At 61.2% G+C, this 14,269-nt stretch carries 13 protein-coding genes; 5 read left to right on the top strand and 8 right to left on the bottom strand.

From position 1 onward, the window contains the following. Positions 1 to 6: 6 nt before the first annotated feature. Entirely contained in the window at positions 7 to 495 is a 489-nt protein-coding gene (locus AB0O81_RS11785; RefSeq protein WP_363584460.1) for a DUF3093 domain-containing protein, read from the top strand. Here the strand turns inward: AB0O81_RS11785 and AB0O81_RS11790 are convergent. After that, a complete protein-coding gene (locus AB0O81_RS11790; protein ID WP_337337949.1) occupies positions 470 to 766 on the bottom strand; it encodes a DUF4193 domain-containing protein in 297 nt (98 codons plus the stop codon). The two genes, AB0O81_RS11785 and AB0O81_RS11790, sit on opposite strands and share 26 nt — an antisense overlap. Positions 767 to 976: 210 nt before the next feature. On the opposite strand from AB0O81_RS11790, the gene sepH reads away from it, so the two are divergent. Continuing rightward, the gene (sepH, locus tag AB0O81_RS11795) at positions 977 to 2,026 is read left to right on the top strand and encodes a septation protein SepH (RefSeq protein ID WP_363584462.1); all 1,050 of its coding nucleotides are present in this window, start codon (positions 977 to 979) and stop codon (positions 2,024 to 2,026) included. A gap of 8 nt (positions 2,027 to 2,034) precedes the next feature. On the opposite strand, the gene AB0O81_RS11800 is transcribed toward sepH, so the two are convergent. Continuing rightward, complete coding sequence (locus tag AB0O81_RS11800; protein ID WP_363584464.1) at positions 2,035 to 3,150, bottom strand: nucleotide pyrophosphatase/phosphodiesterase family protein; 1,116 nt, start codon at positions 3,148 to 3,150, stop codon at positions 2,035 to 2,037. 68 nt (positions 3,151 to 3,218) lie between these two features. Between AB0O81_RS11800 and AB0O81_RS11805 the strand changes: the two genes are divergently transcribed. Then, a complete protein-coding gene (locus AB0O81_RS11805) occupies positions 3,219 to 5,678 on the top strand; it encodes a DNA topoisomerase IV subunit A (RefSeq protein WP_363584466.1) in 2,460 nt (819 codons plus the stop codon). Positions 5,679 to 5,685: 7 nt separating this feature from the next. Here the strand turns inward: AB0O81_RS11805 and AB0O81_RS11810 are convergent, their stop codons facing one another. Then, positions 5,686 to 7,761, bottom strand: coding sequence for a DNA topoisomerase IV subunit B (locus AB0O81_RS11810; protein ID WP_363584468.1), 2,076 nt, complete (start codon positions 7,759 to 7,761; stop codon positions 5,686 to 5,688). 173 nt (positions 7,762 to 7,934) lie between these two features. Between AB0O81_RS11810 and AB0O81_RS11815 the strand changes: the two genes are divergently transcribed. Continuing rightward, positions 7,935 to 8,153, top strand: coding sequence for a hypothetical protein (locus AB0O81_RS11815; protein WP_337337954.1), 219 nt, complete (start codon positions 7,935 to 7,937; stop codon positions 8,151 to 8,153). Here the strand turns inward: AB0O81_RS11815 and AB0O81_RS11820 are convergent. Then, positions 8,150 to 9,208: an alanine racemase gene (locus AB0O81_RS11820; RefSeq protein WP_363584470.1), complete on the bottom strand. Its 1,059-nt coding sequence runs from the start codon at positions 9,206 to 9,208 to the stop codon at positions 8,150 to 8,152. The two genes, AB0O81_RS11815 and AB0O81_RS11820, sit on opposite strands and share 4 nt — an antisense overlap. Further along, on the bottom strand, positions 9,205 to 9,888 hold the full coding sequence (locus AB0O81_RS11825) for an alanine racemase C-terminal domain-containing protein (protein WP_363584472.1): 684 nt from the start codon (positions 9,886 to 9,888) through the stop codon (positions 9,205 to 9,207). Before AB0O81_RS11825 ends, AB0O81_RS11820 begins: the two co-directional genes overlap by 4 nt. Before the next feature lie 46 nt (positions 9,889 to 9,934). Between AB0O81_RS11825 and AB0O81_RS11830 the strand changes: the two genes are divergently transcribed. Further along, a complete protein-coding gene (locus AB0O81_RS11830) occupies positions 9,935 to 10,957 on the top strand; it encodes a sugar-transfer associated ATP-grasp domain-containing protein (protein ID WP_363584474.1) in 1,023 nt (340 codons plus the stop codon). Positions 10,958 to 11,017: 60 nt separating this feature from the next. Here the strand turns inward: AB0O81_RS11830 and AB0O81_RS11835 are convergent, their stop codons facing one another. The 3 genes from AB0O81_RS11835 to AB0O81_RS11845 form a co-directional block, all read right to left on the bottom strand. After that, positions 11,018 to 11,713: a coenzyme F420-0:L-glutamate ligase gene (locus tag AB0O81_RS11835; RefSeq protein ID WP_363584476.1), complete on the bottom strand. Its 696-nt coding sequence runs from the start codon at positions 11,711 to 11,713 to the stop codon at positions 11,018 to 11,020. After that, positions 11,710 to 13,035, bottom strand: coding sequence for an RNA polymerase sigma factor (locus tag AB0O81_RS11840; RefSeq protein ID WP_363584478.1), 1,326 nt, complete (start codon positions 13,033 to 13,035; stop codon positions 11,710 to 11,712). Before AB0O81_RS11840 ends, AB0O81_RS11835 begins: the two co-directional genes overlap by 4 nt. Before the next feature lie 250 nt (positions 13,036 to 13,285). Then, positions 13,286 to 14,209 carry a PAC2 family protein gene (locus AB0O81_RS11845; protein WP_363584480.1) on the bottom strand — a complete coding sequence of 308 codons (924 nt, stop codon included), beginning with the start codon at positions 14,207 to 14,209 and terminating at the stop codon, positions 13,286 to 13,288. Between the last annotated feature and the right edge of the window lie 60 nt (positions 14,210 to 14,269).

A 14,269-nucleotide genomic window follows, 5' to 3' on the forward strand; every position in this document is an offset into this window, starting at 1 on the left:
AGGGTAATGCAGAACTCAACGAGCAGTGCGGGAGTCGGCGAATATCGCGAGCGACTCGGTCCATCTTTGTGGGTGTTGGTGAGTGCCGGAGTTGTCGCTCCCATGGGGGCTCTCGTGTTTGCACCGCTGAACACAACACTCGCTTTGGCAATCGGAGTGGCGCTGGGGTTGCTCTCGGTGGTGCTGCTCGTGAGCTTCGCGCCAGTCGTGAGCACTGAGAACGGCGTGTTGCGGGCGGGACGTGCGCATATCTCCACCGAATTACTCGGAGACCCTGTGGTGTATTCCGCTGAGTCGGCTCGACATGCGAGAGGGACGGGCCTCGATCCTCGAGCGTGGCACCTGATTCGCGGGGGGATCGACGCGGTCGTTGTCGTTCCTAATTTGGATCCTGAAGATCCCGCCCCGGCGTGGGTGATCTCCTCACGCACGCCAGAGCGGTTGGCTGCGGCTATTCGCCGTGCACAACTTACGCGGAGCACTCCAGGCAGATAGCGCCGTCGGCGCCGGTGTGGTCGAGCTGCGAACGGTGCTTGACGAGGAAGCAGCTCATGCAGGTGAACTCGTCGTCCTGTGCGGGAAGAACGACAACATCGAGTTCGAGGTCTGACAGGTCCGCTCCGGGCAGTTCAAAGCCCGAGGGATTATCAGCATCCTCAGCATCGACCGAACCCGAGAGCTTGTCGGGAACGCGCTCCTTGAGCGCCTCGATCGACTCGCTGTCGTCTTCGGTCTTGTTGCGTGGTGCGTCGTAATCGGTGGCCATGCCTGTACGTCTCAACTTCCGGGTGACTCGGTGTGTATCGGCCCCGTGGGGCGGCGACAGTTTGCACGAGTTTGAGCCAATACGCAAATACGCTTGGCTTTCGCGCCCTGTCACCCACCTAAACTCGCGGCGCACGCATGAAATTCCCGGGGATTTGGGCGGCGTGTGTAAGCATTGGGGCGCATACGCAGGGATCGGAGAGGCGTCCGCATGGAACAGCTCAAGGTCATCGGAACAGAAGACGACAAACTCGTCCTGGCAACCGAGTCGGGCGAAAGGTTTGCGCTCGCTATAGACGACGTTTTGCGCGTCGAATTGCGCAAGGCGCGACGTGCTCGTGAAGACGAAAGTACCGTCCTGCGCGCGAGTCCACGAGAGATTCAGTCACATATCCGCGCCGGGCTTTCCGCCCCCGAGGTCGCTGAGCTTCTCGGTGCTCGCGTTGAGGACGTTCAGCGTTTCGAAGGCCCAGTACTGGCTGAGCGCGAACACATCGTCGGGCAAGCACTAGCTGTGCCGGTGTTGATGGGCGGCGACTTTGAGCCCAGCGCTCAACCGACATTCGGTTCGGCCGTGCGAGGCAAGCTTGCTGAAGCCGCCGCAGTGGGCGAACGCTGGACGAGCTGGAAGGAGTCCACGGGATGGATCCTGAAGCTCGAGTTCACTGCCAATGACGTCGATCATGATGCCCGATGGAGCTTTGATCCGCGGCGAAGTACTCTGGCTCCGCTCAACTCCGATGCAGTGCAGCTTTCTCGCCAAGGATCGTTGCCCGAGGGGCTTATCCCCCGTCTTCGTGCTCTAGATGTTGCCCCAGCGAAGGACGACACGCGCTTTGACAGCGGTGCCTTCGGGCCCCGCAAGATGCCCGAGGCAGATCTCGAAGCTCCCGATCTCAATGAGCCCACCGCACCTGCCGTTCAGGCTGCGGCGATCAAACGTGCTGATTCTCCGGCGACTACGTCGGCCGAGACCGCAGACCTCCTCGAGGCGCTGCGGCGTCGCCGCGGGCAACGCGAACCGTTGCCGGGTGCAGACGAAGACGCTGCTGAAGTGCCCCGCTCACACGCGCCCGTGGCACTCTTCGACGCGCTTGAGCCGGGCTACGAGGCGTCAGCCGACGAAGACAACGATCCCACGCCAGCAGAACCTTCACCATTCGAGTCCTCGTCTGCAGCTGCGGAAGGCGGACGCCGTAAGGGGCGGTCGTCGATGCCCTCATGGGACGAGATCGTTTTTGGTGCGAAGACCGACGAGTAAAGCTGTCGCTAATGGAACGCACCCAGCCTGATCAAGGGCACGATTCGTTCCTCAGAGGTCAACGATCCATGCTGGCCGATCATGCGTTGCGGACCCTTGTCGCTCGTACGATCGTCGTAGTATGCAATACCGGCGCGGGGGGCGATCAGTACATCGCCAATTCGGTCGATCACTTCGTTGCTCACCGGCCCGAGTAGTCCCGAATCGATCACCTCTGCCCGAGACAGCACCCAAGAGCGCTCGCCTTCCGACGCCCGCCATCGGGCAAGGACGCGCTCTTGCTGGCTCGCTTCCGCATAAAGATGCAGCATGCGCGGTTCGCCCCCTACCAGCGATACGCCTTCAACGAGGTCATCGCCAGCGCTCAACAGGATGTGACGGTGGCGGGGCACGTCGATCATCCCGTGGTCGGCCGTGACTACCGCACCGACACCCTGTCGCAGCTGCGCCGCCAGAAAACTAGCGGCGGCGTCCAAGGTTTCTAGAGTTCCTACCCATTCGTCGGACTGCCACCCATGTTTGTGGCCTGCGCCGTCAAGTTCTGGGGCATAGAGATAGACCAAGGATCCGGGATGCTGATGTGCAAGTCGCGCAGCTTCCGCCACTCGCTCTGTCAGATTGTCGACCCCGACGAAATGAGCTCCCGATTGGGTTGCTCGTGTATATCCTGTCGACTCGTACTCACTCTTCGTCACGACGAAGAACTCTCGACCGAGTGAGGTCGCTAGGGGGGCGGCGCGTTGCCACGATTCGGGCAGCCCGTCTGTCTCCCAGCCGCGCAACTGGTTCGCCACCCGCTGCGTGCCGGGTACACGAGCCTTATAGCCGACGATCCCATGCTCTCCGGGCAGCGTTCCAGTGAGCAGACTTGCGAGGGCACTTGCTGTGGTCGAGGGGAAAACGGTGCGGACAACGTCTTTCTTGGTTGCCATCGAGGCGAGAAAACGCGCGTGGCCCGACCGGGCGGCTAGATTGTGGCTGCCGAGACCATCGATGACGAACACGATCGCACTGGTGGCCGGCGAGAACCAATCCGACTCGCCAGCCAGTGCGCGTGCCATCTCGGGCACAACACCGGTGAGGCTGCGGGCGTGCGGCGGGTCCACGGGTAGGCTGAGAGGCATCTGGGCCAGTCTCGCATATGCGCGCCGAGCCCTCGCCGCACCGCTGTCACCCCGAGGCCACATCGTCAATGCCTGCATCACGCACCGAATCCTCCACCGCTGATCACGGACGCATCGAGGACGTCGATGTCTCCGTCGAGATGCAGGGATCCTTCCTTGAATACGCCTACTCGGTGATCTACTCGCGCGCGCTTCCGGACGCCCGCGACGGATTGAAGCCGGTTCAGCGTCGCATTCTTTTCCAGATGGCCGATATGGGCCTTCGGCCCGATCGAGGCCATGTTAAGAGCGCGCGCGTAGTCGGCGAGGTGATGGGTAAGCTGCACCCGCACGGAGACAGCGCGATCTACGACGCGCTCGTGCGCTTGGCGCAGCCCTTCTCGCTACGCGTGCCGTTGGTCGACGGCCATGGAAACTTCGGTTCGCTCGATGATGGGCCCGCAGCCTCGAGGTACACCGAAGCGCGTCTTGCTCCCCCGGCGCTCGCGCTCACTGAAAACCTCGACGAAGACGTTGTAGATTTCATTCCGAACTACGACGGCCAGTTTCAACAGCCCGAAGTGTTGCCCGCGGCATTCCCGAACCTGTTGGTGAACGGTGCATCGGGCATCGCCGTGGGTATGGCGACCAATATGGCGCCGCATAACCTGATCGAGGTCGTCGCCGCAGCGATTCATCTGCTTGAGCATCCCGAGGCAACCGTCGAAGAACTCATGGAGTTCGTGCCCGGCCCAGATTTGCCTTCAGGGGGCATCATCGTGGGCCTCGACGGAATCAAAGACGCGTACACAAATGGCCGCGGGAGTTTTCGCACCCGTTCAAAGGTCTCGATCGAATCGGTTGGCCCACGGCGCACGGGACTCATCGTCACCGAACTTCCCTATCTTGTGGGTCCCGAGCGCATCATTGAGAAGATCAAGGACGCGGTCAACGCAAAGAAGCTTCAAGGCATCGCCGATGTCGCCGATCTCACTGATCGACACCACGGTCTTCGCCTGATAATCACCATCAAGACCGGCTTTGACCCGCAGGCGGTGCTCGACCACCTCTACCGGCTGACGCCGCTTGAAGATTCGTTCAGCATGAACAACGTCGCCTTGGTAGGCGGTCAGCCGGCGACGCTTGGTCTGCGTGAAATGTTGCGGGTCTACCTAGACCATCGCATCAGCGTCATCACACGGCGAAGCCAATATCGCCTCCGTAAGCGCAAAGAGCGGTTGCATCTCGTTGAAGGCCTGTTGGTGGCCATCCTTGACATCGACGAGGTCATTCAAGTCATCCGCGCATCCGACGACACCGAGCAGGCGCGCGCGCGTTTGATGGAGGTCTTCGACCTTTCCCAGTTACAGGCCGAGTACATACTTGAGTTGCGATTGCGCCGGTTGACGAAGTTCTCTCGCATCGAACTCGAAGCGGAACGTGACAGCCTCCTCGCCGAGATCGCTGAGTTGGAAAAGCTGCTTGGTAGCGATGCACTGATTCGCGCTCAGGTAGCGCGTGAGCTCGAGGCGGCCGCAGACACCTACGGCACACCGCGTCGAACTGTTCTTCTCAACGGCGGGCCGGTACAGCCGCGCTCGCGCGCAGCCGCGGCAGCCGCCGAACTACAAATCGCTGACGCACCGTGCCGGGTTTTCCTGTCTGCGAGCGGGCGAATGGTGCGCGCGGAGCTCAGCCCCGACGCGGCCGCGGGTGGAGTGGTACCGCCAGCGCGTCGGTCGAAGCACGACGCTATCCTCGCGAGTGTCGACACCACTGCGCGCGGCGATATCGGCGCGATCACCACTCACGGTCGCCTGGTGCGCTTCACCCCCGTTGACCTGCCCTCCGTTCCGGGAAACTCGGTGCAGCTCAGCGCAGGAATGCGTGCCGACCAGTATCTGGGGTTGACTGGTGGTGAACATGTCGTATCGATCGTTCCGCTCGCTGATTCCCATGCGATTGCCATCGGCACAGCCATGGGGACGGTGAAGCGAGTAGCCGCGACCGAGCTCGGTGCCAAGCACGACATTGAGATCATCGCGTTGCGCGATGGCGACCGCGTCGTCGGTGCTGCTCCCGCGGCGGACGGCGACGAACTGGTTTTCGTAGCCAGCGACGCGCAACTGTTGCGCTTCGATGCATCCTCAGTGAGGTCACAGGGCCGAGCTGCCGGTGGCATGGCGGGAATTCGCCTCAGCGAGGGCGCAACCGTGATCATGTTCTCGGTTGTCGGAGCCGCTGCCTTCGATGCGGTGGTGGTCACGGTGGCCGGTGCGACCTCTGCGATTGCGGGTACCGATCCCGGCAGCGCCAAGGTATCGGTGTTCAGTGAGTTCCCCGCGAAAGGCCGCGCGACCGGCGGCGTACGCGCACAGCGATTGTTGCGCGGCGAAGACGCCCTCACCCTCGCTTGGGTCGGCTCCGACCCGCGCGCAATTGCCCCTGATGGAGCGGCGCGTTCGCTGCCCGAATCTGGCGCGAAGCGTGATGCATCGGGAATACCACTCGACGGCGTGATCGCCTACGTCGGTACGGGAGTGCGCTGAAGCGGAGTCAGGCGTCGATTCTGCCACGCTCCAACCGGCCGGATGCATCGATGATGAACTCGCGGCGAGGCGCAACCTCGTTGCCCATCAAGAGCTCAAAGACCGTTGATGAGGCCTCAGCGTCATCGACTCTCACGCGACGGAGCAGTCGACCCGAGCGATCCATGGTTGTCGTGGCCAACTGTTCAGCATCCATCTCACCGAGCCCCTTGTAGCGCTGGATCGGTTCTTGCCAGCGCTTGTTGCTTTTGGTGAGCTTCGCCAGGAGCGTTTGAAGTTCCTTTTCGGAGTATGTGTAGATGGTTTCGTTGGGCTTCGAGCCAGGATGCATCACGATGACCCGGTGCAACGGCGGCACGGCGGCAAACACGCGTCCTTCCTCAATGAGCGGTCGCATGTAGCGGAAGAAGAGCGTGAGCAGAAGTGTGCGAATGTGGGCGCCGTCAACATCGGCGTCACTCATGAGGATGATCTTGCCGTACCGGGCTGTAGTGAGATCGAATGAACGGCCAGAACCCGCGCCGATGACCTGAATGATCGACGCGCATTCGGTGTTTGAGAGCATGTCGCTGATTGAGGCCTTTTGGACATTGAGGATCTTGCCTCTGATCGGCAGCAGCGCCTGGTACTCGCTGTTTCGCGCCAGCTTTGCCGTACCGAGCGCCGAGTCACCCTCGACAATGAACAGTTCAGATTCCGCCACGTCACTGGAGCGACAATCGACGAGCTTCGCTGGCAGAGACGATGACTCGAGCGCGTTCTTGCGGCGTTGGGTCTCTTTGTGCGCTCGCGCGGAAACGCGAGCTTTCATCTCTGAGACAACCTTCTCGAGCAGCTGCGAGGCTTGGGCCTTGTCATCCCGTTTCGTCGAAGTGAACCGCGCGGTGAGCTCACGTGTCACGACGTTTGCGACGATCTGGCGCACCGCGGGGGTGCCGAGCACCTCTTTCGTCTGACCTTCGAACTGCGGTTCGGGGATGCGCACGGTCAGCACAGCGCTGAGACCGGCGAGAATATCGTCCTTCTCGAGTTTGTCGTTGCCCACCTTGAGCTTGCGAGCGTTCTGTTCCACTTGGGTGCGCAGAACCTTCATCAGTCCGGCCTCAAAACCCTGTTGGTGAGTACCGCCCTTAGGCGTGGCGATGATGTTCACGAACGAGCGCGACGTCGTCTCGTAGCCGATCCCCCACCGCACCGCGATATCGACTTCGCATTCGCGCTCCACCTCGGTGGGCACCATTGCGCCGCTCGGCTGCAACACCGGCACTGTTTCTTTGAACGTGCCCGTTCCGCTCAACCGCCAAGTATCGGTCACCGCGGTGTCGGGGGCCAAGAACTCGGCGAACTCCGAAATGCCGCCATCGTAGCGATAGCTCGTCTCGATCGGCTCGTCGCTACGCGCATCACGGATGACGATCTCTAGCCCCGGCACGAGAAATGCGGTCTGGCGTGCGCGCTGTTCCAACTCAGTCAGCGTGAACGCTGCATCTTTGGTGAAGATCTGGCGGTCGGCCCAGTAGCGAATCCGAGTTCCTGTGACGCCCTTGGGCGCACGACCCTTCATCCGCAACTCCGACGCATTCTGGAACGGCGCGAACGGGGAATCTGGTGCGTCGCCGTCGAAGTTTCCAGGTTCGCCGCGGTGGAACGACATTGCCCATGTCTTGCCCGCGCGATCTACCTCGACGTCGAGACGTTCCGAGAGCGCGTTCACAACAGATGCGCCGACGCCGTGCAATCCGCCAGAGGCAGCGTACGAGCCACCACCAAACTTGCCGCCGGCGTGAAGCTTCGTGAACACCACTTCCACTCCGCTCAAACCCGTGCGTGGCTCGATGTCGACGGGAATACCTCGAGCGCGGTCGCGAACTTCGACGCTCCCGTCGTCGTGCAAAATGATCTCGATATGGGACCCATGGCCGCCGAGAGCCTCATCCACAGAGTTGTCGATGATCTCCCATAGGCAGTGCATGAGACCGCGCGAGTCAGTCGAACCGATGTACATGCCAGGCCGCTTGCGGACGGCTTCAAGGCCTTCAAGTATCTGGAGGTGATGGGCGGAGTACTCGGAAGTCACAATCATCGAGCCTATCCGCGGCGAGCAGCAGGATGCCGCAGACACGCTCCGATGCGTCTTCGGCGTACGCGCTGAGCGAAATAAACCGGTTTCTGGGCGATTGCGGGCATCCCCCAAGCCAGGGCGTGGTTGTATTTCATGACAGCTACATCGCTCTACGCATACGAGGAGGCACCGAGATGACTACGCTATCGACCCCAGAGGCCGCCGTCCTCGAACACCGCCTGACCGCGTCGGACCGCTGTGATTCATGCGGCGCGCAGGCCTACATTGCCGCCGAGGTCAATGGCAGTGAGTTGCTTTTCTGCGCTCACCACGGTCGCAAGTACGAAGAGAAGCTTCGCGCGATCGCCACGTCATGGCACGACGAGACAGCGCGCTTGCACGAGGCGGTTTAGCGCTTCTCGCCCCTCGAGTACATCCGCGGGATAAGCGGCGAAACACGAAGAGCGATCTCTTCGCCGATCGTGTTGATTGCTTCGGCAAGATCCGTGGGAGATGCTTCTTGGAGATCACCAGGACCATAGATGCGAACGGTATCGCCGACTCCCGCGTCGGGCCACCTCGCAACGAATGACTGAGTATCTCCGACCCTCAGCAGTTCATGTGAGCCGTTTGCCGTGCCGACCTGAACCCGGCCCGCGAGCAGCGATGGAAGGCCGTCAAGGCTTCCGACCTCCACGGTGACCTCGTGCTCATCGACGGCGGTGACTTCAGCCTCAAGCCGTGAGGCAACCGTGAGTCCGAGCGACTTTTCGGAGGGCCCACCTGCCGAACGGATGCCGTAGCAGAAGGCTCCTACCCTGACGAGGTCGTATCGAAACTCGGGTCTTGCGAAAGATGCGGCGCTGGCAGCAAGATGGCGCACGCCAATCGTGAGTCCAGCCGCAGCCGCTTGTGAGAGGGCGTTGTCGTAGATCATCCGCGCGGCGTCGTCTTCGTCGTCGGATGCTTCGGCGATGTGACTCCACACCCCGATCACCTCGATCGATCCGGATCGTTGCAACTCTGCGGCACGCGCGACGAATCCTGGCCAGTTCTCAGGCCGTATGCCATTGCGATGAAGGCCCGTGTCGATCTTCAGATGTACGCGTGCCACCTGACGCGCTGACGCCGCTGCCTGGGCTACGTCTTCCAGCAGCGCTTCATCGCCGATACCTACCTCGAGTTGCTCGCTGATGATGCCGGCGACATCTGCCTGCGAGGCAGCCATCCAAACGAAGATGCGGACGCCATTACCCAACTCGGCTCGAACAGCACGTCCCGTGGTCACATCGAATGCGCCAAACCAGGTAATGCCCTCTTTCGCCGCCCGTCGAACCACAGCAGTGACACCGTGGCCGTACGCGTCATCCTTAACTACCAACATCACTTCAGCCGGACTGACCACCGCGCGAACTTCTCGGAGGTTGTTGGCGAAGGCATTCAAATCAACGTGCAGGGTTGCAGTCACAGGGAAAGCTCCCGACTCGCGCGCAACCCGACCATCGTGACAATCTCATTTACGCGCAGGCCGCTCGCGCGACTCCACTGCGTCAAGGATGGATCGCCGACATAAGGGTCGCCGAAGAACACGGCCCGATCTCCCCGCGCGACGCCGGCATCGCCGACGTCGACAACGCACACGTCCATGGCTACCCGCCCCACGACTGGATGGATGTCGGTGCCGATCCTCACGCCGATACTGCCCCCAAGGGAACGAATCACACCCTGCGCGTAGCCGCCCGTGACCAGAGCGATGTGCGTATCGCTCGTCGCGCGATAGAGGTAGCCGTACGACACGCCTTCACCACTGCGCAAGCGCTTTGTACTCAGCACTGTGCCGTGCAGGTGCAGCGCCGGGGTGCAAGCAGCGTCCCCACCGGGGAGCCCGAAGAGTGAATACGGATCCAGAACGTGAACTCCCTCTTCGCTTGGCAGGATTGCGGCTGCCGCGAGCACCTCGGCGACCATCGGCGCGCCATGGCCCCATGCATCCGCGCTCAACAGCGATGGCGAGTACGCACGGACGCCTGAAACGTACGCGCGTCGCGCGTTGTGCGCCAAGGCCTCGCGAGACACCCGCGCTGTTGGGCCGCTGGTGGACGCGCCATGCAGTGACACTCGTGCGTGCCCAGGGTTCGTCGAACTCACGCCGTCTAGACTATCCGGGTCCCCCCGTTTCTACCTCGGAGTATGCATGCCTTCTCAGCGCCTCGGTCTGAGCGACCGTCTTCGTTACCTTGTTGCTCGCGCGCGCCGCATCAATGTCGGCTCCGTGTTGGAACGCGCCAAGGAAGCGTCGGAACAGCACGGCAAATGGACCCCCCGCGTCGTGGTTGACATGCTTTGGTCTGCAGGATTCAAGAACGTTGGTTTCCAGGACTACATTGACTACGACTTCGCAATTCTGACGGGGGCAGAGCGAGCAACGTATATGACCCACCCCGTGTCGAACCAGCTGTCGCAGAAGTACGACCATCCCGACTACCGGTACATGTTTCAGGACAAGGTGGAGTTCAACCGTGTCTTCAGCGACTTTCTGCTTCGCGATTGGATGGTCGTCACCGACGGGAACGCTGACGAAGTGCAGGCTTTCGTGACCGCCCAAGAAACCGTGGTCACGAAAGAACCGGTGGGCCAGGCAGGAACCGGTGTTCATCGCTACCACGCGTCAGAGATCACCGACTGGGCGTCGTTTCATCGAGGACTGCTTGAACGCGGTGAACTCCTGATTGAAGAGGTGATTCGCCAACACTCCGATCTGGCCGCCGTGTGCCCCGGCACGGTCAATACGACACGAGTGACGGCATTTTTCGACGGCAACGAAACCCACATTCTTGCGATGGCGCAGAAGTTTGGTCGTGGCGCCGTCAGCGACCAAATGACCTTCGGCGGCTTCTACACGATGCTGGGCGAGAACGGTCATTCGATGGGCCCAGGCTACGACTCACACGCCCACGTGCATGCGAAGCATCCAGATAGTGATTTCGTGATCGCCGATTTTCAGCTCCCCATGGTCGAGGAAGTCAAGGCGTTTGTTGATCAGGTGGCGCGCGTCGTACCTCAGGTGCAGTACGTCGGTTGGGACATTGTTGTAACCCCTGACGGCCCGGTCCTCGTTGAAGGCAACTGGGGTGCGGGCGTGTACGAGAACAAGCCCAGCGTCACCGGAATCCGCACCGGCAACAAGGGCCGGTATCGAGCGGCGATCGGCTTCTAGACCACGACAGAAAACTCCTGCTGCGAAAGAGATTCGCAGCAGGAGTTCTTTGTACGGCGGCTAGACAGTGCGGATCACGCCGAGTGGTGTGGACTGATGTCCTTGACCGAGGGGGTTATCTTTCAAGATCGCCACAAGCCGCTTCTCAGCGGGCTTATCCAACGTGGAGCCGAGAATGTTGCCACCCAGATCATTGATATCAACGACCGCAACTTCGCAGACGTTGCCAATCAGTGTCTTGAGATGTTGAGCAACCTCATTTGGGCGTTCAGGCCCAAGCACAACAGCCTGGTTGTACGGCGGGATTGTGCCACTTGTTGGCCCATCAATGGCGCGCGCCTTATCGCCCGCGATGCGATAAAAGTCGCCCTTGCGACCGAACAGCTTTGTTACCGCTGAAACAGCCGCCGCAACGAGAATTCGGATGGTGCCGCATTCACGCAACGCCATTTCCATGGTCTCAGGCATGCCGAGACCGATGCCGTAGGGCGTGCGGGTTACGTACTTCGAGAGGAAGAGCGCGAGTTTGCGCGGCGTGATCTCGTCGATCGCAAACGAGCGTCCCTGCGTGATCGCGACGATCTTCTCGGTGACGAAGAGGATGTCGCCTTCGCGAACAACGCTCGTGGCGTACTCGGTGATGAACTCATCGAGATCGTCACCGGGCATGACAACCCGCGTGCGAATCGGAATGCGTGCGAATGACATCCCGTCGATGTCGACTGTGAGCGCCTTGCCGGCGTTAGCCTCACTCACTCGAGGTAGTCCCGCAATGACTGTGATCGGCTCGGGTGACGCAGCTTGGCCATTGTCTTCGATTCGATCTGGCGAATTCGCTCACGGGTGACACCGAAGGTGTCGCCGATCTGGTCAAGCGTCTTGGGCTGTCCATCGCCCAGACCGAAGCGCATGCGAATCACGCCAGCCTCACGTTCAGACAGGGAGTCGAGCAACGACTCAAGCTGACGCTGCAGCATGGTGAAGCCCACCGCATCGGCAGGAACGACCGCTTCGGTGTCTTCGATCAGATCACCGAACTCGCTGTCGCCGTCTTCACCAAGTGGCGTGTGCAGAGAGATCGGTTCGCGACCGTACTTCTGAACTTCGACGACCTTTTCAGGGGTCATATCCAGTTCGTGACTGAGCTCCTCGGGTGTGGGTTCGCGGCCAAGGTCCTGCAGCATCTGACGCTGCACACGTGCAAGCTTGTTGATGACTTCGACCATGTGCACGGGAATGCGAATCGTGCGGGCTTGGTCGGCCATTGCGCGGGTGATTGCCTGGCGGATCCACCACGTGGCGTACGTCGAGAACTTGAAGCCCTTGGTGTAGTCGAACTTCTCGACGGCGCGGATGAGCCCGAGGTTTCCCTCCTGGATCAGATCCAGGAACTGCATCCCGCGACCCGTGTAGCGCTTTGCCAATGACACGACAAGGCGGAGGTTGGCGCCGAGAAGGTGTGACTTCGCGCGCTGTCCGTCGCGGGCAACCCACTGAAGGTCAAGGCCCAGCTGACCAGTTCTCTCAGACGGCGACATCTGCGCGAGCTTGTCTTCAGCGAAGAGGCCGGCCTCGATGCGCATCGCCAGCTCGACTTCTTGCTCCGCGTTCAGCAGCGGAACTTTACCGATCTGCTTGAGGTAGTCCTTGACGGGGTCAGCCGTCGCACCGGTGATCTGGGTGGAGTAGACCGGCACATCTTCATCGTCACTCGACGAGATGACGATCGCGCCGGTGGGCAGAGGTTCAGTGAACGCCGGCTTGGTGCTCTCTTCTTCTTCGTCTTCTTCTGCTGGGGGTGCTTCTTCCGCTTCTGCGACAGGATCAGCAGCCTTGCGGCCACGCTTCGCGGGAGCCTTTGCCGCAGCTTTCGCAGGAGCCTTCGCGGCTGCCGCAACTTCGACGTCGTCATCGACCTTCTTGGTCGCAGCCTTCTTCGCGGGGGCCTTCTTAGCCGCAGTCTTCGCAGGAGTGCGCTTTGCGGGAGCCTTGCGAGCGGGCGCCGGAGCTGTGTCGACAGCGTCCTGTTCGGTGTCCGTCGCAGCCTTTTGGGCAGTTGTCTTCGCGCCTGGAGTCACGTTTCGCCTTTCACCGACGGGCACGAGCCGCACGCCCTCGGTATTCTTCGGACACTAGTAAGACCCTTGTCAAGTCCTCAGCCTCGCGCGGAACGCGAATCTCTCGGATTGACAACGGGTCAGAGTGTCTATTGTCTCACACATGTGCGGCACCTCTTGCAATTTCGCCGCCGTTGTGCATTTTGTCTCTCGCGAAGTCTTGGCGAGAGCACGCCATGGTGTGAAACACGCAGCGCGACGCGAAGATTCCCTATAGTCCGCGCTTGTCTTCTTCGCTGGGCGGGCGTGATGCCAGAAAACGCTCCAACTCGGCGCCGAGCTCGTCAGCGCTGGGGAGGTCGCCCGTGTGAATAATCGGCGTCGCATCGGTCGACCCTGCCATGTAGGCGTCGTAGCGGTCTTCCAGCCCCGAAACCATGCGCGAAAGCTCTTCGTTGTCTTTGATCTGATCGCCTACCTTCGCGAGATAGTCACGGTTCGCCTCGCGCAGGTCATCGCCTGCGAATACGAGCCCGGTTGCGATGGCAAGGCTGTCAAGGGCGGCCATCGCAGCCGCGGGATAGTCACTCTCGGCGAGATAATGCGGCACGAGCAGCGCGAACCCCGCTACCTCATTGCCCGCCTCAGCCAAGCGCAACTCGAGTAGGTGTGCCGCTGTCGCGGGCACTTGAGTGTGAGGCTGCCACACTGAGTGCGCTTTGGTCAGCTCCTTGCGCGTGCCGCTGACAGTCGTGCCGATTGGCCGGGTGTGAGGCACTGGCATCGGAATGGCGTGCACCCAGGTCGTCGACGAAGTTTCGTAGGCGCCTGCGAAATCCACAACAGCATCAGTAAACGCATCCCAGCCGAAGTCTGGTTCGTAGCCGCCAAGCAACAAGAAGGGTTGCCCCAAAGTGTCGTGTACGAGCGACAGCTCGAGACGTGGCGCACGGTAGTCGGTGAGATGGTCCTGGTCGAAAGAAATCATCGGACGTCGAGCTCGGTAGTCAAGTAGAGCGTCGTTTGAGAACACCGAGACGGGGGTGCCGTCGAGCTCATCACGCATGTAATCGAGAGTTTGACTCACCGCGTTGCCTGCATCGGCGAAACCGGTGAGGGTGATGATGAGAGGAAGGCCGGCGGGTACCGGCGGTGCCGAACTTGCGCGTTCAAAGATGGGACCGGACGAAGGCATATCACCATCGTACGAGGCGTCGTGTGTGAGCGGGTCGGGCACGTCCCGCTCACAGCGAAC

This window comes from Microbacterium sp. NPDC076911, from assembly GCF_040687125.1.
Classification (GTDB): Bacteria; Actinomycetota; Actinomycetes; order Actinomycetales; family Microbacteriaceae; genus Microbacterium.